Genomic DNA, 23,118 nt, shown 5'->3' with positions numbered 1-23,118 from the left:
ATCTAAAAAAATACCATCATTAAAATAAATGATTTAAATTAAAAGAGAAAGCGAATAGCTTTCTCTTTTATTCTTCTTCAAATAAAATTAATTCACGTATTTTTTTAGTATAGGAGGACAATACTAATACTATCTGTTTCATCCATTTTTGATAAAAATGATCCGTATTTCTAGATTTTAAAAGATGAATTAATTGATTAGCATGCATCGTTATTGACCTCCTCGTCACAGTTACTTCATCATTAGTATAGGCGAAAAAAACTCAAAATATGTCGAACTGAGGGTGTCAGTTATTTGTAATTAAATAAAAAACTGCTTCTAAAAGAAACAGTTTTTAAAGTGATATTTAATTAAATAATGCTTGAATTCCCGTTAAGAAAACAATAGCAATAGCGACAGGTGCCACAAACTTTGTGACAGTTAGATAAGCCATTGTTCCTTTAATTGATTTTGCTCCTTGTTGTAACTCATCTTCTAAATCAGATGGCTTCATAATGAAGGCAACAAAAAGCATAATTAATAACCCACCAATCGGAAGTAAAACGTTAGCTGATAATAAGTCCATCCAGTCAAATAAAGTATGTCCATTAAAAATTAATGATGAGTTTGGTGTTTGTGATAATGAACAAAATGATGAAATGACAATGGCAGCTAATGTAATTAAAGCCATCGCTTTATGACGGCCTACATTTAATTCTTCTGTGATGTAGGCAATAATAACTTCAAAAATAGAAACAACTGATGTTAAAGCAGCAATAAATAATAAGAAGAAAAATAAGGCTCCAAAAAATGTTCCGCCACTCATTTGTAAAAAGACGTTTGGTAATGTAATAAAGACTAATCCAGGACCTGATGTTGGATCAATGCCAAAGGCAAATACGGCTGGGAAAATAGCTAATCCAGCTAATAAAGCAATTAATGTATCTGCTGCGGCAATGGATAATGCTGTAGACGTTAGATTCTCTTTTTTACTAATGTAAGAACCATAAGTTAACATCGTTCCCATCCCAACACTTAAAGAGAAGAACGCATGTCCAAGTGCATCTAAAACGGCATCCATCGACAATGCACTGAAATCTGGTTTGAATAAAAATTCAATTCCTGCGCTCGCACCAGGTAATGTGACGGCACGAATAACTAATAAAAGAATGATTCCGACTAAACCAGGCATTAAAATTTTACTGTATTTTTCAATCCCATCTTTAACACCACCAAATAAAACAACCAGTGTTAAAAAGATAAAGATAATAGTATAAATAATCGGTAATGTTGTGCCTGTTGCAAAGGTATTAAATGTTTGCGAAATATCTGCTGAATTCATACCAGCAAAGGAATTGGTGATGGTTAAAATGAAATAGTGAATCGTATATCCTGCAATCACGGTATAAAATCCTAAAATCATAAATGCAGCCACAATTCCCATCCATCCAATGGCTGACCATTTACTGTTTGGTGCAATTTTTTTAAACGAGCGAACTGCATTAGCTTGTCCTCGACGTCCAATAATAAATTCGGCTAATAAAACAGGAACGCCGATAGCTAAAATGGAAATCAAATAAATAAAAATAAAGGCTGATCCTCCGTTTTCCCCGACAATATAAGGAAACTTCCAAATGTTACCTAAACCGACGGCTGAACCTGCTGCAGCCGCAATGATACCAAAACGTGAACTAAAACCATCACGCTTAGTTGTCGTTGCTTTTTGACTCATATTCAATTCCTCCTACTAATCTACCGTGTATTTAACCCGTTGTTAAATACGTCTACTATATTTTCTTTTATATTTTGCTAAACCCACCTACCTACAAAATTCTACATTTAGGCTTAACGTATAAAAGTGAGTATATTGTAACATGTCCTTTTTTATTTGGAAAGTGAAAGAAATTAAAATTATTTATTTCAACTTAAAAAGAGAATAGTAATCATACAAAGTGGAAAAAATAGAAGAGATTAGTGATTAAGTTATAATAAAGGAGAGTTCAATATGTCAATTAAATGCGGAACACATAATTGTGTACATAATGATAATAACGGAAATTGTTATGCTGGTGTTGTAAGTGTTCGTGGGATTCATGCCTTAACGACTGACGAAACATTATGTAAAAGCTTTGCGGACGAAGGAATTAGAGAAGATGCTGAGTTTGCGACTGAGTTTAATGCAACGCATAAAAAAGCAGACGTTAGTAACATTAAATGTAGTGCTTGCCGTTGTAAATATAATGAAAATTTAAAATGTCATGCTGATGATGTTCAAATTAATCGTGTGACTGCAAGCTGTGATACATTCAAACAAGATTAAGAAAAAAGCTTCCGCTAAGGAAGCTTTTTTTATGTCCTTTGTTCTATTCAAAATGTTCGTTTCATATATTGTCATACAGATGTTAGGGGAGAGAATGAGATGGAGACGCTCAATATCGGGATAGATTTAGAAGTAATCTTTCACACGGAAGAAGTAAATGAATCGCTTTACGTTAAAGGTGTTTTGTTTTCATTAATCGAACAGATGACGAAGTTAAATTCTGACGTCGTCGAACTTATTTTGTTTTCAACGGCAGATCCATCTATTTCCTCACTTGTCTTTGAAAGTTTATCTAGTTATGGATTAAGTTTTAGCCAAGTTATTTTTACTGGTGGGGGAACAATTCTCCCTTATTTAAAGGCATTAGAAGTTGATGTTTATTTATCTGTTCATCAGGACACCATACGCGAAGCGCGATCAAGCGGAATTTTATCTGCATATGTTTCAGTTAAGGCATCCACATCTCCACTAACGATTGTTTTTGATCATCGTCTCTTTTTAGACGAGATCACATATAACGGATTAGGGAAGTGGGTTCCTTTTTTAGGCTATTTACAACAACAAGATAAGCAATTTCTTTCGGTGGAGTTAATGACAACCCGATTATACAGTGTTGATCGATGGATTAAGGAGTTTTTTCAAAGTGCCCAGTGCAAGGTTAATGCCATTTGTTTTATTGCATCGGGAAGAGGAGACGATTTACTAGAGCTATATGATGTTAATCTTTATTTTGAAGGAAATAATGATGAACCACTATCTCCGCTACCTCATTCAGAATGTCTTTTAAATATTGAGTTTTAAAGCTGATACAATCATTCTTTTTTAGTTTATTAATGATTGAGATTAAACCAGTTATTCTCTTAAATTAATAAGTGAAAGATGATTATAAATAATGGTTAATAATTGATAAATATACAATAAATAGATATAATGAACATAGAAAAAGTTATCCACATGTATTATGGGATTGGATTGTAAGAGGTGATCTAAATGGCATATGATTTAAGTGATAAATTAGTCGTTGCAATTTCAAGTCGTGCTTTATTTGATTTAGAGCGTGAAAATCAAATCTTTGAACAGGAAGGCATAGATGCTTATACTAAACATCAAATCGAGCATGAAAATACTATCTTGCCTAAGGGAACAGCCTTTCCATTAGTTGAAGCGTTATTAAGTTTAAATGAAAAATTTGAAGAACCGATCGTAGAGGTGATTATTTTATCTAGTAATAGTCCTGAAACAGGTTTACGTGTTTTTAATAGTATTGCAGAGTACGGATTAACAATTGTACGAGCAGCATTTACTGGGGGAGAGGCGAAGCATCCTTATCTTGATGCGTTTAATATCGATTTGTTTTTATCACGTAATGAAAAAGAGGTTCAAGATGCGATTGATCAAGGAGTTGCAGCAGCTTTAGTATACGATGCACCTCGTGAGTATCATCCAAATCAAAAAGAAATTCGTATCGCTTTTGACGCCGATGCCGTTGTTTTTTCAGACGAGTCGGAACTTATCTATAAACAAAAAGGATTAGAGGCATTTTATGAAAATGAAAATGCCAATGCAGAAAATGCCATGAATGAAGGTCCCTTTGCAAAGTTATTAAAAACATTATCTAAGATCAAAGAAAAAGATGATACTTTAGTGAAGATTGCAATTGTGACAGCGAGAAATTCTCCGGCACATAAACGAGTGATTTTGACATTAAGAGAATGGGGATGCAAAGTAGACGAGATGTTTTTCCTCGGTGGTGTAGCCAAGGATAAAGTCTTGAAGGCGTTTAATGCTCATATTTTTTTTGATGATCAAGATTATCATGTAGGTCCAGCCTCACAATTGATACCATCCGGACGTGTTCCATACAAATCGGACTCGATGTTGAATCAACTTCAACAACATCAAGAAGTTGAACATGAACACTCATCGACAGAAGAACATCATGAGGAATATCAAGGAGAGTAAGACTATAAAAAGTAAAAAATAATTTAATTATCACTTATATCAGTAGTGACAATTTTTATAAGCTAGAAAATTTTTCGTATATGAAAAATATCTGACTATTTTGATAGATGGGCATAAAAAAGGTTGAAATCTGTTAAGGGTTTAAACCTTTTTTCATTTCGTATCATTAAATTGTTTAATGAAAAAAGAGAAATCTTTTTATATAATAAAGGTAAGCTTTGGATGAAGGGGAGTTTATGATGAAACAGATTAAATTAGGAAAAAGTAATCTTAATGTCTCTCAAATTGCACTAGGATGCATGGGACTAGGTGGAAGTTGGGATGCAAGTATCCCTATTACTAAGGAGGATGAGATAAAGGGGTTAAAGGCAATTGAAGCTGCCTTAGAAGAAGGGATTAACTTCTTTGATCATGCCGATATTTATAAACGTGGGAAGGCTGAGACTGTATTTTCGAAAATATGGGAAACTAACTTAGTCAAACGCGAATCCATTTATTTACAATCTAAATGTGGAATTCGTTTAAGCAATGATTTAAGAGAAGGATCAGCACCTCACTATGACTTTAGTTATGAGTATATTATTCAATCGGTTGATGGCATTTTAAAGCGTTTAAACGTCGATTACTTAGATAGTTTATTATTGCATCGCCCAGACGCTTTAGTTGAGCCAGAAGAAGTCGCTAGAGCTTTTTCAGAGTTACAACAACAGGGAAAAGTTCGACACTTTGGGGTAAGTAATCATAACGCGTCTCAAATCGATTTTTTACAATCTTATCTTGATCAGCCTTTAATAACGAATCAGATGGAATTGTCGTTAGTTCATGCTAATCTTATTGATGAAGGAATGAATGTGAATAGTTTAATGAATTCAATCGATCATAGAAGTCATGGGACCTTAGAGTACTGTCGTCGTCATGAGATCACGCTGCAAGCTTGGTCACCGTTAGTTGGGGGAGCTTTAACTAAAGAAGATGTTTTACCTGAATATAAAGAAATGGCAAAGCTTATTTCCTTATATGCTAATGAATATGGAGTCAGCCAAGAGGCAATTATCGTTGCTTGGTTACTAAGACATCCGGCTAAAATTCAACCAATTGTAGGCACAACAACTCCATCACGTTTACATGCAGCTTGTGAAGCTAATCAAGTCAAATTAACCCGTGAACAATGGTAGCATCTTTATAATTCATTACCAGGACGAAAATTGTTGTAAAAAGCAAGCGTACATAACGCTTGCTTTTTTGTTTAGGCTAAATGAAGTATAAAAGTGCTTTAATTCGCTCATGTTAACATTAAAAAAGAAAAAGGATTGAGTGAACATGAATCAAAAGAAAGTCATGGTGTTATTGTGGATTGCTATTTTCTTTGGCTTATGTGGATGTCAAATGGAGACTGAAGAAGGACAAGTCAATAAACGCTATCTTGAAATTGATGAAATTGAGTTTGTCGAACCGACCATTGAATATCAAGAAGATAGTGACTTTGCGATCTATAAGACAAAGATAAAAAATAATTCATCTTATATTATTAAAGGGGTAACAATCGAGGTACAACTCGAGAATGGACAACATACAACGATTGTCACGGAAGATACACTCAAACCAAATGATATAAGCAGTTGGATTAAGTGTGTTGGACCGAGTAGTTTAGAGATAGATGATTTAGAGCTAACGCGATTTATGATTAAGACACTAGATGAAAATTTACAAGAGATGATTATTACCTATGATGTCGGACGAGACTTTTACACCTATAAAGAACAGGAAGTAATTGGGGAGCAAACACCCTTAATTAAAGTAGAAGACATTGAATTTATAGATCCTAACTTAGTAAAACAAGAAGAAAGTGTTGTTTTTCAAACTTATTTAAAAAATAATTCAACTTATGATTTGAAAAGTATTAGCTATGAATTTGAAGATAAAGACAAAGAAACATTCACATTATTTCATCCGTTAGAAATTAAGAGTGAGAGCGAAAGTTCTTTACTAACGGTTTACTCTTTAAAATATTCAGAATGGAAAGACTATGAATTTAAGCGAATCTCATATACCTATCAGCAAAAAAATGAGCTCGTTCGTGTGATTTATGATGTCCGATTAAAAAAATACTTCATTAATAAGGAGTAGATTCTTTAATAATAAAACTGAAGCTAACAAAAAAACACTGAAAAATCAGTGTTTTTTTACAAGTTTTTTAAAGATAGGTCCATCGTTATTAAAACATGGTTAGAAGATATGAAAGTGTACCATTTTTATTATTAGCTATTTTAATGTAATTCATACGTGGTTAAATAAAAATATCACTCTGTTTTCATTAATTGCGAAAACGTAAGTGATGAGCTATTCCTTTTTAGGTACTAACATTTATTTTTAAAATGTGAAAGATGTTTCCAAGTTATCTAGTTGTCAGCCTAATGAGATTTAGTTATAATAAAACCGATTGATAAAACAACGGGGAATAATTTAATAAGTTAGGCATAAAAATTAAGGAGTGCTAAAATAACGAGTCAAAATTGGGATTTGAGTGCTTATCCTTTTTAAATGGGAAAATTCGCTTGGTCGATTACGAAGTATTAACGGATCAATTATCATCTACTCTTAGAATGAGTTGTTTGTTAGAGACATCTGTAAAAGAGGAGATAGGTTACGTATCAATCGATCAATTCGAGGGAATTTTGCAATTAGTGAAGAGGGGCTTGTCTAAAGATTTAATCTTACTTCATGACCTAAAAGAGAGAAATAAAGATCGGTTCAATTGATTTTATCTTGGTATCATTTAGCAAGAGGTTAAGGCAAGCGGATTGTTAGAAATTTATATCTCTTAGAACAATAGGATGTTGGGGTTCTGTCAATAGTCATTAATTACTAATTTATTATTTGCTTTCTCTGTTGAAGTAAATGCTATCTATGAGATAGGAAAAAAGAGTCATATTAAAGGGGGCGTTTAGGGTGAAAATAAATATGAAAAAAGGGATCATCGCATTGGTTGCGGTTATGTTAGTAGCCGTTGTTGGATTTATCATCTCACCAATGAGCAAACAAGCAGGTGACAAAACGATTACGATCACAATCGTGAATGATGAAACAAACGAAACATTATTACAAAATAAAGAGCTAAAAACAGATGCCGAGTCATTAGGTGAGGTGTTAGTCGAGTATCAAGACGAATTACAACTTGAAGCTTCGGAATCAGAATATGGGTTATATATTACTGGATTTTTAGGATTAAGTGCTAAAGATAATGGAGCAGCGGGTCCTTGGTGGATGTATAGCTATGAATCACCTTCACAAGATTTACAAATGCCAATTGGACAAGCGCCTGGAGTTGATAGTTTAATGATTCATGATGGCGATCGTGTTGTATTTAGCTACACAACAGAAACAGGTTGGTAAAATGAGGATTAAAGAAATGACAAGAGTGTCGCTATTAGCGACACTTTTATTTATCATTTATAGTTGTGGTTCATGGATGATGTATGTTGAACTGTTTAATTTTACGGTCTTGTTATATGGTGTTAACCTTCCTAAAAAACAGTCGTTTTTAGCCGTTTTATTATTTTGTATTTTATTAATTCTTGTGTATGGTCTTCAGTTATGGACGATCATGTATGTGTTAGTTTTCCCAACCTATACATGGATTTATGATGTAATAGGTAAAAATTTAAAATCTGAGTATAGTCTGGCTATACTAGGATTTATATTGGCATTTTTATGTGGGACACTCATTGATTTACCATTCATTATGCTAAGTGGAATGACTTGGAAAGCTCTTTGGATACGGTTATTACTAGGATTTCAAGTATCTCTTGGCAATGGATTAAGTACATTTTTAGCCACGTTATTTTTATATCAGCCACTTGCAGCTATTATTCAAAAGTGTATAAAAACAAAGGTCTGACACCATGCATTAATGGGTCAGACCTTTATTTATTAAGTTTAAAGTGATGCAGAATCGAAGTAAGAAGACGCTTAATTAGAATAGCACCTAAAATGATTAACATCCATCGAATCATGGGTTTTGAAGCAATACGCGTCGTTTGAAAGTAGTTGAAAACTTCATTTATAATTGGAATAGATACTAAAACAATCAAAAGAATACCTACTAGTTGATTGATGCGTTCTTTGAATTTATTTAATAAATTCTCCTTTATTCCGATCTTGTAAAGGATTGGATCGATTAATAATGAAAGCATCTGACCTCCATCAAAAAAAGGAACAGGAAGAAGATTAAATAAAAAGAGCAGTAAATTCATAAAGATAAAAATAAATAAAATAAATTTTATTGTTGTGAATTGTCCCGCTACCCACTCGATAGAGTCTGTTAATCCAACTTGAGGAGCGATCAAATCATTAAATGAAAATAAGTTAAACAACGTATAGATAAAACTAACAATCATTTGATTAAAGGCGAAGAAGCCCTTGACTAGTGACGTTTGAAAATAGAGTGTTGTTGCAATGACAGCCGTTAAGTAGTTAAAAGAGACACCAGAACCTAAAATAATAAACTGCTGAAATGTTGAAAGGTTTAACTCCTCGTTTGATGAATAAATCGTCATGCCACCACCAGGAATCATGTTAAACGTAAAAGTGGTATGTTTAGTTGAAAAAGAAAAGAGTTTAAACCCCATTCCTGTGATGACATCGGTTGCTTTAATTCCGAAAAAATAAGCTGACCAGTAATGACCTAGTTCATGAATAAAAATACTAATATAAGAAATAAAAATATACCAAAAGATCGCCATTGTATCCCCCTTTCGTTTGATAGTCATAATATTTATACACTATATGCAGTGTGAGTTGAAAATATCATTCGTATCAAATGAAACGGAAAGAGAAAATGTAGTCAGAACAAAATCAAAGGGTCAGTTATTAGAACATACTGGAGATAAAATCCTAGCTGATTTAAAATAAATTTGAAAAATTCGGCAAAAATAACTCCCAATAGTGCATGAATAGATATAACACATGAAAAAAATATAATAAAGCCATTTATTTCACTCCTTTTTTTTTGTATAATACGAATAGTTTGCATTTTTAATGGAGAATTTATAAGCTAAAATCGATGTTTTTTCTACATATTTTGAGACTGAAAAACGATAATTTATGATCAAATTCAACAAAATATGTGTCGAAATAGGAGCTTTGAATGTTAGTTTCTTTTGCAATTTGAAGAATTATATGATAAAGTATAAATTTCGAGTTGACTTTTCTTTTGTAAGGTGGGATTACTGATGCAAAATATAAATGAGATTATAAAAGAATCAATGATTGCTAATGCGATTAAATGTAATTATGATGAAAGTTTTGAAACAATTTTAAATAAGTTAAAAAAGCCAGAATTAAAAGCGATTGTTGATACACATGGATTAAAAGGTTGTTCATCATTAGCTAAAGGTGGGCTTATTGAACGCATTAAAACGACATTATCTGATGCAGCACGTTTAGAATATATTCTTTGTGGATTAGATGAAGTCATGATGAGTGATTTCGTCATGTTAGTGAACGAACCATATGTTTCAGTTGATGCAGTGATGAGTAACTGTGTTCAGGTTTTATTTAGTTTAGGATATGTTTTACCCGTCATGAATGGTAAAGAAGTGGTTTACGTTATGCCACAAATTGTAAAAGATGTTTATGCGACGATTGATCACGCCTCATTAGAGGAAGCTAAAGTTCGTACAGATTTAATTTACTTATACATGAAAGCATTAGTTAATCTATATGGAGTTTGTGAGTTTAACCAATTAGTTTCTGTATTTAATCAATATGAAGCACCTGAGTTAACGCCAGAAGAGGCTTTAAATGTTTTATTCTGTAAGTTAACGTTTAAAGGTGATGTTCAATCATTTGGTCCATTATTTGTAAGTGATGTATTATTAATTGATTCTGAAATGGAAGCTGTTATGTTATATGAAATGCATCAAGATAAACCATATTACATGCCAACTAAAGAAGAGGTGATGCAATATGGAATTGATCAAGGAGAATGGACGCCTCAGTTAGAACAGGTTTATAAATTTATTTCAGAAAACATTTGTGAAGATCAAAAGATGGCTCGTGAAATTGCACATGAAATGGGTGTCGCTTTTACTTATAAATATCAAGCTAAATTAGCGTTTATGGCACTTGAAAGCCGTGGAATTGAGATTGAATCATATAATATCGGACAAGCCTTAATGGTATTATTAATGGATGCATTCAACCATGCACGTACATGGGAAAACAAAGGATTCCGTCAGATGGATCAAGAAGTTGAAGCATCAAATGACGCTCAAGCGAATCAAGTGATTGTGCCAATGATTAATCCGATGAAATCGACAAAAATTGGACGCAATGAACCATGTCCATGTGAAAGTGGTAAAAAATATAAAAAATGTTGCGGACGCTAATTTTAAAAAAACGATAATGCCTTTTGCTTATCGTTTTTTTATTGGGATTTATTTGAGAAGTAAAATAAGAAATTAAAATAATATTCAAAAGGTGTTATTTAATAGAGAAAATTAATTTTAATCATTAAAAATATAATAAGTTGATTTTGTGAGACGGAAAGTGTCAAATGCTTTTTAATGTGAAGGTTATTGTCACTTATATAAATAAGATTTCATGATAAAATAAAGTTAGATTTTATCTGATTTTTAATTGTTAGAAGAAATGTAGCGGTTACTAATCATAATAAAGTATAATTAGAAATAAAGGTGTGATTGAAGGTGTCAACAATCAAAGAGGTGGCTAAACGAGCAGGGGTATCAGTAGGGACCGTTTCAAAAGTGATCAATAATATTGAAGTAAAGCCAAAAACAAAACAGGCGGTTGAGTTAGCGATTAAAGAATTAAACTATCAACCGAATGTATATGCTCGTGGTTTAAAGGTTAATCGCACACAGACAGTAGCTCTTATTTTACCAACAGTATGGCATCCTTTTTTTGGTGAATTAGCATATAATATTGAAAAATGTTTAAGACAACAGCAGTATAAGATGATTTTGTGTAACTCTGAAGGTGATTATCTAACGGAGCTAGCCTATATTACAATGGCTAAACAAAATCAAGTAGATGGTATTATTGCGATTACTTATAGTGATATTGAAGCCTATGTTTCATCTAATCTTCCGATTATTAGTATAGATCGCTTTTTTAATGATCAAGTTCCATATGTAAGTAGTGATAATTTCTTAGGTGGGGAGTTAGCAGCTCAGGGATTAGATCAAGCAGGATGCCAATCGCTTTGTTTTATTGGTGGGGGTTCTAAGAAAGAAAATACGACACGTAATCGTCGTAAAGGTTTTATTAATTATTGTGAAAAAAATCAAAAGAATTATGAAATTTTTGATTTAACTGGAAAGAGTGATAATTTCAATCAGAAAATGGAACAATTTTTACGTGAAAAAGTCATCGAGAAACGAGAAATTGATGGAATATTTGCTGTTACGGATACTTATGCGCTTCAAATCATTCATTTTTTAGAACGGTTTAATATCCGTATTCCAGAAGAAGTCCAAGTCATAGGCTTTGATGGTGTTAAAACCTCCTTAAATGACCAAATTGAAATATCAACGATTCGTCAACCCATCGAAAAAATCGCAAAAGAAAGTGTCAAAGGAATTATTGCCTTAATTGATGGACAAGTCGTTTCACCAGAAATGATTTTACCTGTAAAATTTATTCAAGGTAAAACAACTAAAATAAAAAAAACAGCTAATTAATGAAGGGTCCACTGAAAACACCTCACAAAAAAAGAAAACACTGAAACATGAATGGTTTCAGTGTTTTTTATCATTAAGGATATCATTTTTTTACTGATGACATCTTTAGAGGTTCATCATGATGAAAGACTTTGAACAAGTATCATTAAATCTTTCTCAAGAACATTCCTTATACGATAAAATTTTTCCCTAACATCAGCCTTTACGCTTAATCAATGAAACCTACCAAGCTATTCTCTCTGTCTCAGATCCAGAAGCTAAAATAGTTTATAAATCTAAAACTGAGGCGTTTGCTGGATATAAATCACATATTGCCATCACTGAGGAGCGTATCATTACGGTGATTGAAGTGAACGAAGTCTTAGCTGATGCAGCCTATTCAATTGAAGAGAACTTGCCATACATGGAACAAGAAAACATAATAGCAGTGACGTCATCAAACAAAAAATGGATATTATAGGGAATAAGAAAAAGGAGCCTATTATTTTAAAAATAATAAGCTCCTTTTTCAGTGGCCTCATTAATGGAAGGCTGTTTTTTATTTGATAAAAAGAGACAAGTAATTAGCTTAAATGTATTCTATCATTTAGGGGTTCTCTGACAGTTTCACTGAGAATTCTTCTTTACTATTAGGGAAATAAAACAATTCTTTGAAGAAATTTTATTTAAATTATAGATTTTATTAAAGGATAATGTTTTGAAAAAATAAAACATTTTATGAAAACGGTGAAAAAATGTTGACGGTTACAAAAAAATATATTATTATATTAATGTAAAAATGAAACGTTTCATTTTTAGGGATAGTTAAATGGTCTTTTTTTTAGAGATGAAAATGAAACGTTTCATTTTTAAAATATAAGGAGGAATTAGTAAGGAGGAATTAGCATGGCGAATCATCAATACCAAGAAGCAGCAAAGCAAATTCTTGCATTCATAGGTGGAGAAGAAAATGTCATTAGTGTCGCAAGTTGTGCCACACGTTTGCGTATCGTTGTAAAAGATGACAAAAAAATTGACATTGAACAAATTGAGTCGATGAATCTAGTTAAAGGAACATTCAATAATGGTGGACAATTTCAAATCATATTAGGAACGGGAATTGTTGATCAAGTTTATCGAGAATTTGTACAAGTGGCAAATATTCAAGAAGTTAGTAAAGAAGAGTTAAAAGAGGCGGCAGGTGCAAAACTAAATGTATTTCAACGTGTGCTAAAGTCATTAGCCGATGTCTTTGTTCCTATTTTACCAGCTTTAGTAGCTGCCGGATTATTAATGGGATTAAATAATGTTTTAACAGCAGAGGGATTATTTATTGAAGGAAAATCTTTAATTCAGGCATATCCTCAAATGGCTGATTTAGCAGATATGATCAATCTATTCTCAAATGCTGCCTTTACATTCCTACCCGTTTTAATCGGATTTTCTGCAACTAAGATCTTTGGTGGAACGCCAGTACTTGGAGCGGTTATTGGGGCCATCATGATTCATCCAGATTTATTAAATGGATATAGTTATGGACAAGCCTTATTAGATGGAACTGTGCCAGCATGGAGCATTTTCGGATATGAAATCGCAAAAGTAGGATATCAGGGAACAGTATTACCTGTTATTGTTTCATCATTTGTTTTAGCTAAAATTGAACAACGTTCACGTAAAATCGTCCCAGCGATGTTTGATAATATTATTACGCCATTAGTTTCAGTTTTAGTTACTGCTGCTTTAACATTTATTATCATTGGACCAGCAATGCGAGTGGTGGGAGATGGATTAACAGAAGCAGTTATGTGGTTATTCTTTAGTTTAGGACCAGTTGGTGGAGCAATTTATGGTGTTGCCTATCCATTATTAGTAATTACAGGAATGCATCATTCTTTAGTAACGGCTGAGACACAAATTTTAGCTAACATTGGAACATTGGGAGGATCACCAACATTTGCTGTTGTTGCAGCTTCAAATGTCGCACAAGGGGCCGCAGCTTTAGCAGTGATGTATTTAATGAAGAAAAATGCGAAAATGAAGAGCTTAGCTTCTGCAGCGGGAGTATCTGCTTTACTTGGAATTACAGAACCAGCAGTATTCGGTGTTAACTTAAAGTTTAGATATCCTTTTATTGGAGCGCTAGTTGGTTCAGCTGTTGCGTCAGCTTATTGTACATTTATGCAAGTCTTATCAGTTTCTCCAGGACCTGCGGGATTACCAGGAGTCATTGTTATTCGCCCTGAATCAATGCTTCAATATATGGTTACACTATTAATTGCATTTGTCATTGGATTTATTGCAACAATTATTTTAGGGAAAGTTTTTAATAAAAAACAAAATATCTAATTAAGACTGCTTTAATCTCCTTGGGGATTAAAGCAGTTTCTGCTAGTTAGAAGAAAATAAAACGATTACTTTTTAAAAAGGAGTGCAAAAAATATGGAGTGGACAAGAGAACAGCGTTATCGTCGAATTGAAGATGTATCGAAAGAAGAATATGAGGCATTAAAGAGACAAGTGAGCGAATGTCCGTATCGACAAACTTATCATAATCAACCAGTGACAGGGTTATTAAATGATCCAAATGGGTTTAGTTATTTTAATGGAGAGTATCATCTATTTTATCAATGGTTCCCATTAGGACCTGTTCATGGTGTGAAGTATTGGTATCATACCACATCAACTGATTTGATTCATTGGAAAGATTGTGGGATTGCTTTAGAACCTGATCAATCTTTTGATAGTCATGGTGTTTTTTCAGGAACAGCGATTGAACATGATGAAAAACTATATTTAATGTATACAGGAAATTCACGCGATGAAGATTGGGTACGTTATCCTACTCAATGTCTAGCGGTAATGGATAAAAAAGGAGAAATTTATAAATATCCAGAACCTGTTATTAAAGCTGCTCCAGACAATGTAACAGAACACTTTAGAGATCCAAAAGTTTTTAAAGTAGATGATACATTCTATTGCTTAGTTGGAGCGGAGATGGATAATAATCAAGGTACGGTTGTCTATTATGAATCAAAAGACTTATTAAACTGGAATTATAAAGGAGAAGTAAAGACAACGTTTAAAGGAAATGGATTTATGTGGGAATGTCCTGACTACTTTACACAAAATGGGAAAGGTGTTATGATTATATCACCTCAAGGGATGGAACCAGATGGAGATAAATATCAAAATATTTTTCAATCAGGATATTTAATCGGAGAAGAAATTGATTGGAAAGAGGCCGTATTTAACCATGGTGAATTTACAGAGTTAGATCGTGGATTTGAATTTTATGCGCCACAAACAATGGTTGACCCTCAAGGAAGACACATTTTAGTTGGATGGTTTGGACTTCCTGGTATCGACTGTGTGAGTGATGAAAATGGGTGGGCTCACTGTTTAACGTTACCTCGCGAATTACAGGTTGTTGGAAATAAGTTATTACAAAAACCTGTAAAGGAACTACAGCAATTACGTGGTAATCGTGTAGAGGTTAATACCCAACTTCAAAATGAAAGTAAATCGTTTATTGGTTTTGAGGGAACGGTTTATGAATTAATGGCTAATTTTACGTCATTAGACGCACAATTAGTTGGGGTAAAGCTGCGTACAAGTCAAGATGAAGAAACGTTATTCTACTACGACTTACGTAATAAAAAGCTTGTTTTAGATCGCTCAAAATCAGGTCGTACATGTGGAGATGAATATGGGGTACAACGTAAATGTGACTTTGATTCAAATAAGTTAACACTACAAATTTTTGTTGATACATCATCGATTGAGATTTTTGTCAATGAAGGAGAAGAAGTTTTTTCAACACGAATCTTTACTAAAGAAGAGAGTACAGGTATTGAATTCTTTGTTGATGGAATAGCAAACTTAGAAACAACAATTTGGGAATTAAACAAGTAAAAAGAGGTGGAGTCATGGCAAAAGTAATCTGTCCTGGTGAAGTATTAATTGATTTTATTTCACTTGAAAATGGAAAAAAATTAGTTGATGTTGAGAAATTTCAAAAGAAAGCGGGAGGAGCCCCTGCAAATGTAGCAACAGCATTAGTGAAGTTAGGGGCATCTGCAGAATTTGTAGGAGCCGTTGGAAAAGATTCATTTGGAAAGTTTTTAATTGAAACATTGAATCGTTACGAGGTAGGAACATCTCAAGTGATTGAAGATGAACACTTAGGGACAACGATTGCTTATGTTTCAATTGATGAAAACGGAGAACGTGATTTTGAATTCATGCGTGGTGCGGATGGAAATATTTCACCACAACAAATTGATTTCAATGCTTTTAAAGATTGTAAAATTATTCATTTAGGTAGTGCGACTGCCTTATTAGGTGCACAATTATATGAAGTTTATCAAGCGTTTATTGAGTTTGCAAATCAACATGATAAATTTATTTCTTTTGATCCAAATTATCGTGATGCCTTATATCATGACAAACAAGAGTTATTTGTAAAACACTGCAAAGAAGTTATTAAACATGTCGATTTAATTAAAGTCTCAGAAGAGGAAGGACAAATTATTACAGGAGAGTCTGATCATCAACAGATGATTGCTGCCTTACATGACTTAGGTGCTAAAATCGTGACGTTAACATTAGGTAAAGAGGGATCACTGGTTTCGATTGAAAACACACACAAGGTTGAAAGTATTGCAGTTAAAATGGTTGATTCAACTGGAGCAGGAGATGCATTTATTGGTGCCTTATTATCACAAATTGCTAATTTAGAACAACCAAAAGTTATTTTAAAGGATGAAAAGATGTTAGTTGACTTCACGAAAAATGCTAACAAAGTTGGTGCATTAACAACAACTAAATTAGGAGCTTTAGATTCAATTCCATCATGGGATGAAATTACAGCATAATTAGATGAATTAAATGTAAAAAGAAGGGATTTAGTTAAAATTCCTTCTTTTTTTTATATAAAGTTATTGAGTTTTAAGGGGGAAATCAAGTTTGTGAACATAATTCATTATTTGCTTAGTAAGATGTATTGAGAAGTAATTTAATGAACGAGGAGGGGAACTATGGAGAGAAGTTTTAAGCGTATTAGAATAGTCGTTGTTCAACCCGATGAGCAAGTGTATTTTGACCGCTACTATCAGGATCCAATAGAAGCAATGGATAAATTTAATTATTTTTGTAAGTTAGCTAAAATTAATTATTCTGAAGAGATTGAGTTTGCCATGGAGCGAACGCCTTTATATAATGAAATGAGTGCTTATTTTCCGTATAATGAAATCAATCCGTCAAATCAGTCAGGATTTGTTCAAGTGTCAATGTATTTTGAAGTTGAGCGTCTTCAAGTTGTAGATTTATAATAGAATTACATACTTTTCGTCATCTTCTCATATAATGTAGCATTACGAAATTAATTGATGGGAGATGAGGTGAATGAGACAGTTAAATCCAACGTTATACGGGGTTATTTATGAATGGTTTCATCAATTACCAAAGGATTATGACGCGAAAAAGAATGGAAATTCATCTGATAACTTAAAAAATAGTCAAGAAGCCATTATCGCGTCCTTAATCGAACAATTTCCAAAAAGTTATCGAGAAGCGTATGAAGTTTACGAAGATTTATTTAGTCAACGTGATATTTTTTCGGTCTATCATCATTTAGAAGAAATTAATGTACTTGCCTTAGCTACTGGTTCAGGAGGAGATGTCTTTGGATTTATTCATGCGTGCGAATCCTACTTAAGAGGGAAAAAAATTAATATTTTTACGGTAGAAGGAAATAAAGATGCTTTAAGAAGTCAAATGAATTTATTTAGACAATGCATTGAGTTTAACTTAGTTGAAAATGAGATTAACTTAATCCCAATCGAGACAGTCATCGAACCAGGGTTTATGAAACTCACAGCAGAGTTGAAGGAAGTTTGTTTAAAAAAATATGGGATAAAAAAATTTGACGTCATTCAAAGCTTTAAATGGATGAATGAGCAATCTGTTCGTGGAAAATTAAGTTTTTATGAGCTGTATCATTGGATGAATCATTGGCTACTAACTGATCGCATCGCTGTTATTTTAGAGTATGCAAGCCCTGTTTCAAAAGAAAAGTATGAACGAGAAGTTTCTATGCGAGCCTTAAATGATTTTGCTCTTTTTTGTAAACATCAGTGGCGAAACAATAAATTAGTCGCGTTAACACCGACGCCTTGTATCGCTCGAAAATTAAATGGGAATAAAGGGATACCGTGTCGTGGATGCACGGGCTGTTATAGTGAAATTGAATGTTATGTTAAATTAAGTAATCAGAAAAAATATGCTTGGCAAAGTCACTGTGTTTTTGTGATGAAGTTAGCAACTGGAGAATTAGGCCAAGTGATTGCAAGACATTTACAAGATGAAAGAGTTGGTTATCAGACAGCCACTCATAGAGGAGATCATCCGACACGTTTTTGTACATTAGATGCCAACGTTTTAGCAAACGAGCAGGCGGATGCTTTTTTACTTAATCAAAAATGAAATGAAAAAGTTAGTGCTAATTAAAAGTTGGTACTAACTTTTTTTATTTTGCATCATAAAAAAATAGCACAGAGTTAGGACAAACACATAGATTATGTTAGATAGAAAGGGGGGATAAAAATGAAAAATATTGGTCTAGTCTTTTCTGGCGGTGGTGCTAAAGGAGCTTATCAAGTCGGTGTCATTAGAGTACTTGAGGAGTTTGGATTATTAGATAAGGTTCAATGCGTTGCAGGATCATCTATTGGAGGTATTAATGGGGCTTTATTTTTACAATATACTCCTGATGAAATTGAATCGTTTTGGCTGTCTTGTCCGTGGTCCTCTGTGTTTTCAGTCAGTAAAGAAAATATGAAACGAATGAGTCAAATCATTGATTCAGTAAACACGCGGCAATTATCTCCCGTTTTCGGAATGATGAATTTAGCTGGTGTTGCAAATAATGTGGGATTACCACTTAAACGTCAAGGATTCGAGAAAGCTTTTCGTTATTACTTAAATCCTACTTTAATTCAAAATAGTGAGATTGATTTATATGTTTCATGTGGAATTTCAAAATCAAGGGAGAGACGTTACTTTCATTTAAATGATTTAGATGAAAAAGGAATGAAAAAAGCACTTCTTGCAACAACTGCTGTACCGATGTTGTATCAGCCTGTTGAGATTAATGGGGCTTATTATGTCGATCCAATGAAGTATGAGCGAGCACCATTGCGTCCGTTGCTTGAAACGGATTGTGAAACGATTATCGTTATTTATTTGGATCCACGTTCAAGGTTAAATCAACCGATGATTAATGGAAAACGAATTATAGAAATTTTTCCAAGCAAAGAACTTGGAAATGGTGTTTACGGATCATTTGATTTTAGGCCATCAGTTTTAAAATATTATATGGAATTAGGAAGTGAAGATGCTTATCGGATCTTGTATCAAATTTTAAGTAAAAAACCTAAAGCACCTCAAGGGGTTAAGTATAGAAACAAATAACAAAGAGATGAATTAAAATTAAATCTTCTTTTTTAATAAAGCTACTGATTATTAGAATTAAGTTCGATTAAAATCTTTTCATTCGTGTTTGAAAGGTTTTAATGGTTTACTTTAAAAAAATCCATAAGGTGATTATTGACGATAGGCTATAAAAACAAGTACCTATTGTTTTTATCAAAATATTTTATCTTTTAGCCAGTTTCTTATATTTTTGAAAATTAAGGAATAGCGAGATTAAAAAGTTTTGTTGAAGAAAAACTAATCTGTAGATGACATTCAAATAAAAAATGACTCTTATTAAAAGAGTCATTTTTTATTTGAAATCCTAGACCATTATAGAGCTTTTTCAGTGAGTGAAAGAATGAGATCTAGACACAATTATTTTTGCTAAGATTTCATTGGGAGGTATGTTTAGTAATGTATGTCGTTCGTTGATAAGTAGCATAATAAACGGGTTAAAAAAATTAATAATATAAACTTGAACTAAACGATATTAAAATAGTAACGATTATTAGGGTTAAGCCATTTTTGAACTTTATCTGAGGATAGCGTGGTATAAATTATTTGAGAAATTACCGATTCTTCATGAGATGAGGTATGAATCAGAAGATTAGTTACTTGAAGAAGCTGACTTAATGTTAGATTTCCCCAATCTTCCACGTTAGAAAATGACGGGAAAAGGTTGAGCGCTAATTCTGTAAACATAAAAATATCTGAATGAGGGCTAATGGTATGAGTGGTTGGAGAATATTTCATTTGTATTAAAAAGATTGTAGAAATATTGGTTCTCGTCAAACACCAAATGCCACCATAAGTATCTTTGAAAAAGATGCTAGTTAAAAGATCAATAGACTTTAAACGTGTTTGTTCAGGATAGAGTTTGTCTTCAACGGGCTTCATTATTAAAACTTGTAAAGGAAAGTCTTGTTGCAAAAGAGCATAATCTAAAGGTTTAAAATTAGAGGGCATAGTCCCAGTGAGGGTTTTAAAAATTTTCCAATCCCGAACGACTTGCTCTAATGAAATTTCGTAAGCATCAAACGAGTTTTTTAAATGTTCAGGACATTCCCAAATAAATCCGGGCTCTTTTTCACAAAACAGGGTTGTTTGAGGAGGCGTCGGTTTGGGACTTTCCATTAAAACTGCAAATAGAAATTCATATTCACTTTGTCGATAAACTAACATTCCGGCATAAGGGGTATCGGTTGTAGTGGGATAATAATATCTCACGTCAAATTCAAAGGCGTTTAATGCCCAATTATCATGTGACATTAGCATGATAAAAACATCCTTTCTTGTAGGTCATAGTTGTCGATTAATAAAATCATATCGTAAAAAAAAGAGGACGAAAACCTTTAATAAATACCAAAAATTCTATTTTTTAACATTTAAATTTAATGATTTAAGGAGAAAAAGAAAAGTTAGTAAAAATGTTTTACAACCTAACTTTAAATCTGTTTGATAACTACATGATTGGTAATTAATGAATCATATATAATCAGTTTTTTTGAACAGTTGTTGTTTATGAGATCAATTAGTTAATTAAAAAACGAAACGTAAAAAATAAAATTCATTGTTTTCTTGATTCAGAATTAGTGTTATACCTCTTAAACAGAATAAGATAATTTATAAATTTGAAACATAAGCACCTGTCTTATATTAGAAAATTAACATAAAAATACAATTAAATTCATAGTTCATCATAAATAGTTTTACATAATTGTTGTAATCTAATATAGAGCTTATTTAGACTTGAAATTCGACTAATAAATTTAAAAAAACACAAGTTTTATTAATTTCCCTCTCTCTTTAAAATAAAATCGTTTTCTTGTAGCTAAATGTAGAAAAATTATTTGAAAAAAATATGAAAAAATGATATTTTATTAAAGGAATTTTATCTCAAGTGAGAGTTGGAAAAGACTAAGATATAAAAATGGAGGAAAAGTATATGCAACAGCCGCGTATGTTATCAGCTAAAGAAATTGCAAATGAAGTAGTTGAAGTTGGTAAGTATAAAGTATCACGTAAAAATAGTGTCGTTATTATTTCAGGTATGTTAGCGGGATTATTTATTGGATTAGGTTATACAGGTTATTTATTAGTTTATGGACAAATGGAAAATCATTTCGTTGGTAAATTAATCGGATCATTCTTATTCCCTGTTGCCTTAATTTTAATCTTATTAACAGGAGCAGACTTATTTACTGGAAACACATTAATTGGGAAAGCTTACTTTAAAAAAGAAGTGCCACTATCAGCTTTTGTTAAAAACTTAGCATTAGTTTGGATTGGAAACTTCTTAGGTGTTTTATTAGCCGTTGCTTTATTAGCGGGAGCAAACTTATTTACAAATGGAGTCGATCCAGAAGTAGCAAATAGTATTCGTCATATTGCTGAGGTTAAGATTAATACATTGTCAACCTCTGAAGTATTCTTCCGTGCGATTTTATGTAATGTTTTAATTGCAGGTGGGGTATATGTTGCTTATGCAGCTAAAGACGTTGCAGGGAAATGTTTATTAAGTATTTTAGTTGTTGCTGTATTCGCTATTATGGGTGTAGAACACTGTATCGCTAATATGTTCGTTTTATCTATGGCAAAAGTTTTAGGTGCTGATATTACTTATACAGGAATGGCATGGAACTTATTCATTGCAACAATTGGTAATATTATCGGTGGATTTATTATTGTTTGCCCTTACTACTATAACTTCATTCATAGTTATAAAAATAAACATTAATTAATGTTAATAAAAAAAGTACTAGTTCTAAATGAGTTGGAGCTAGTACTTTTTTATTTCATCATAAAGTTTGTATAAAAATTAGAAGAGAGCTTATAGATTAATGATGATATTCAAGATTCAAGTAGGTTGATCATTTTATTAGTTAAGTAGTATTAGGTTATTTTAAAGATGAAAAATTAAAATTTACTTAGATAGGTTTTCCAAAATAGAACTAATGTTTGCTTTGTGCTCTTTTTACAACTGTTTTTTTGTGTTATAATGAACCGATAAAGAGGTGATGATGATGTTTGCATATTTAAAAGGATATGTTGCTTATAGTGGAAAAGATTTTGTTGTCATTGATGTTAATGGCGTAGGTTATAAAGTCTATACAGCTAATCCGTATGAATTTAAAAAAGAGGAAGCTGTTCAAGTGTTTACTCATCAAGTCGTATCAGAAAATGATATGAGTTTGTACGGATTTAAAACAATGGAAGAACATGATTTATTCATTAATTTAATCAGTGCTCGTGGAATTGGACCGAAGACCGCTTGTGCGATATTAGCAATGAAAGATATGAGTGGATTAAGAAATGCCATTGAAAATGGGGATGCAAAATATTTATGCAAATTCCCAAAAATCGGACCGAAGACCGCTCAACAAATTATTTTAGACTTAAAAGGTAAGTTAGTCGTTCCAGAGGCTGCTTTATTTATGAACAATAGTTTAGCTGAAGCTCTTGAGGCACTACAAGCATTAGGATACGGGGATAAGGAATTAACAAAAGTTAAAAATGCATTTAAAGACATTGATGCATCAGTTGATGAAATTATTAAAAAAGGATTACAGCTACTTGTAAAATAATGAGATTATTTAATGTCTAATGGTCTCACATTTTTGAATTGGATTCACAGGAAAATGAACCGAGAGACTGTTTATAAATAAATGATAAAAAGGTTAAACGATGAGTTTTGTATGGTTT

The 23,118-nt window shown here is 32.5% G+C and carries 21 protein-coding genes; 17 read left to right on the top strand and 4 right to left on the bottom strand.

What is annotated here, in order from left to right; translation table 11 throughout:
* Positions 1 to 67 precede the first annotated feature (67 nt).
* Positions 68 to 208 (bottom strand): hypothetical protein, encoded by a 141-nt coding sequence (locus JRC48_RS06265; protein ID WP_235068788.1) that lies wholly within the window; start codon positions 206 to 208, stop codon positions 68 to 70.
* Between the two features lie 138 nt (positions 209 to 346).
* Positions 347 to 1,711 (bottom strand): sodium-dependent transporter, encoded by a 1,365-nt coding sequence (locus JRC48_RS06260; RefSeq protein WP_235068787.1) that lies wholly within the window; start codon positions 1,709 to 1,711, stop codon positions 347 to 349.
* Between the two features lie 273 nt (positions 1,712 to 1,984).
* On the opposite strand from JRC48_RS06260, the gene JRC48_RS06255 reads away from it, so the two are divergent.
* The 7 genes from JRC48_RS06255 (at position 1,985) to JRC48_RS06225 (ending at position 8,159) form a co-directional block, all read left to right on the top strand.
* A complete protein-coding gene (locus JRC48_RS06255; RefSeq protein WP_235068786.1) occupies positions 1,985 to 2,299 on the top strand; it encodes a DUF1540 domain-containing protein in 315 nt (104 codons plus the stop codon).
* Positions 2,300 to 2,398: 99 nt separating this feature from the next.
* Positions 2,399 to 3,100, top strand: a complete 702-nt coding sequence (locus JRC48_RS06250) for a 5'-nucleotidase (RefSeq protein ID WP_235068785.1) — start codon at positions 2,399 to 2,401, stop codon at positions 3,098 to 3,100.
* Between the two features lie 189 nt (positions 3,101 to 3,289).
* Positions 3,290 to 4,261 carry a 5'-nucleotidase gene (locus JRC48_RS06245; RefSeq protein WP_235068779.1) on the top strand — a complete coding sequence of 324 codons (972 nt, stop codon included), beginning with the start codon at positions 3,290 to 3,292 and terminating at the stop codon, positions 4,259 to 4,261.
* Positions 4,262 to 4,500: 239 nt separating this feature from the next.
* Positions 4,501 to 5,436: an aldo/keto reductase family oxidoreductase gene (locus tag JRC48_RS06240; RefSeq protein WP_235068778.1), complete on the top strand. Its 936-nt coding sequence runs from the start codon at positions 4,501 to 4,503 to the stop codon at positions 5,434 to 5,436.
* A 145-nt stretch (positions 5,437 to 5,581) separates the two neighbouring features.
* Complete coding sequence (locus tag JRC48_RS06235) at positions 5,582 to 6,388, top strand: hypothetical protein (RefSeq protein WP_235068777.1); 807 nt, start codon at positions 5,582 to 5,584, stop codon at positions 6,386 to 6,388.
* An 822-nt stretch (positions 6,389 to 7,210) separates the two neighbouring features.
* On the top strand, positions 7,211 to 7,654 hold the full coding sequence (locus JRC48_RS06230; protein WP_235068776.1) for a DUF4430 domain-containing protein: 444 nt from the start codon (positions 7,211 to 7,213) through the stop codon (positions 7,652 to 7,654).
* A gap of 1 nt (position 7,655) precedes the next feature.
* On the top strand, positions 7,656 to 8,159 hold the full coding sequence (locus JRC48_RS06225) for a hypothetical protein (protein ID WP_235068775.1): 504 nt from the start codon (positions 7,656 to 7,658) through the stop codon (positions 8,157 to 8,159).
* A 25-nt stretch (positions 8,160 to 8,184) separates the two neighbouring features.
* On the opposite strand, the gene JRC48_RS06220 is transcribed toward JRC48_RS06225, so the two are convergent.
* The gene (locus tag JRC48_RS06220) at positions 8,185 to 9,003 is read right to left on the bottom strand and encodes a site-2 protease family protein (protein ID WP_235068774.1); all 819 of its coding nucleotides are present in this window, start codon (positions 9,001 to 9,003) and stop codon (positions 8,185 to 8,187) included.
* Between the two features lie 489 nt (positions 9,004 to 9,492).
* Here JRC48_RS06220 and JRC48_RS06215 point away from each other — a divergent pair, with 489 nt between their 5' ends.
* The 8 genes from JRC48_RS06215 (at position 9,493) to JRC48_RS06180 (ending at position 19,413) form a co-directional block, all read left to right on the top strand.
* Positions 9,493 to 10,650, top strand: coding sequence for a YecA family protein (locus JRC48_RS06215; protein WP_235068772.1), 1,158 nt, complete (start codon positions 9,493 to 9,495; stop codon positions 10,648 to 10,650).
* A 318-nt stretch (positions 10,651 to 10,968) separates the two neighbouring features.
* Positions 10,969 to 11,964: a LacI family DNA-binding transcriptional regulator gene (locus tag JRC48_RS06210; RefSeq protein WP_235068770.1), complete on the top strand. Its 996-nt coding sequence runs from the start codon at positions 10,969 to 10,971 to the stop codon at positions 11,962 to 11,964.
* Positions 11,965 to 12,849: 885 nt separating this feature from the next.
* The gene (locus JRC48_RS06205) at positions 12,850 to 14,289 is read left to right on the top strand and encodes a sucrose-specific PTS transporter subunit IIBC (protein ID WP_235068767.1); all 1,440 of its coding nucleotides are present in this window, start codon (positions 12,850 to 12,852) and stop codon (positions 14,287 to 14,289) included.
* 93 nt (positions 14,290 to 14,382) lie between these two features.
* Entirely contained in the window at positions 14,383 to 15,855 is a 1,473-nt protein-coding gene (locus tag JRC48_RS06200; protein WP_235068766.1) for a sucrose-6-phosphate hydrolase, read from the top strand.
* Between the two features lie 14 nt (positions 15,856 to 15,869).
* Positions 15,870 to 16,817: a carbohydrate kinase gene (locus JRC48_RS06195; RefSeq protein WP_235068765.1), complete on the top strand. Its 948-nt coding sequence runs from the start codon at positions 15,870 to 15,872 to the stop codon at positions 16,815 to 16,817.
* A 162-nt stretch (positions 16,818 to 16,979) separates the two neighbouring features.
* Complete coding sequence (locus JRC48_RS06190) at positions 16,980 to 17,273, top strand: hypothetical protein (RefSeq protein WP_235068764.1); 294 nt, start codon at positions 16,980 to 16,982, stop codon at positions 17,271 to 17,273.
* A gap of 73 nt (positions 17,274 to 17,346) precedes the next feature.
* Positions 17,347 to 18,426, top strand: coding sequence for a hypothetical protein (locus tag JRC48_RS06185; RefSeq protein WP_235068763.1), 1,080 nt, complete (start codon positions 17,347 to 17,349; stop codon positions 18,424 to 18,426).
* Positions 18,427 to 18,546: 120 nt separating this feature from the next.
* Entirely contained in the window at positions 18,547 to 19,413 is an 867-nt protein-coding gene (locus JRC48_RS06180) for a patatin-like phospholipase family protein (protein WP_235068762.1), read from the top strand.
* 483 nt (positions 19,414 to 19,896) lie between these two features.
* Here the strand turns inward: JRC48_RS06180 and JRC48_RS06175 are convergent, their stop codons facing one another.
* Positions 19,897 to 20,691: a hypothetical protein gene (locus JRC48_RS06175; RefSeq protein ID WP_235068760.1), complete on the bottom strand. Its 795-nt coding sequence runs from the start codon at positions 20,689 to 20,691 to the stop codon at positions 19,897 to 19,899.
* A gap of 670 nt (positions 20,692 to 21,361) precedes the next feature.
* Between JRC48_RS06175 and JRC48_RS06170 the strand changes: the two genes are divergently transcribed.
* Together JRC48_RS06170 and ruvA are read left to right on the top strand one after the other, a co-directional pair.
* The gene (locus JRC48_RS06170; RefSeq protein ID WP_235070971.1) at positions 21,362 to 22,153 is read left to right on the top strand and encodes a formate/nitrite transporter family protein; all 792 of its coding nucleotides are present in this window, start codon (positions 21,362 to 21,364) and stop codon (positions 22,151 to 22,153) included.
* Positions 22,154 to 22,439: 286 nt separating this feature from the next.
* The gene (gene ruvA / locus JRC48_RS06165) at positions 22,440 to 23,000 is read left to right on the top strand and encodes a Holliday junction branch migration protein RuvA (RefSeq protein ID WP_235070970.1); all 561 of its coding nucleotides are present in this window, start codon (positions 22,440 to 22,442) and stop codon (positions 22,998 to 23,000) included.
* The last annotated feature ends 118 nt before the right edge of the window (positions 23,001 to 23,118 follow it).

The organism is Turicibacter sp. TJ11 (assembly GCF_021497505.1).
In the GTDB taxonomy this organism is placed as follows: domain Bacteria; phylum Bacillota_I; class Bacilli_A; order MOL361; family Turicibacteraceae; genus Turicibacter.
Note: the sequence above shows the minus strand (reverse complement) of the source record. Positions and strands in the feature narration are given on the sequence as shown.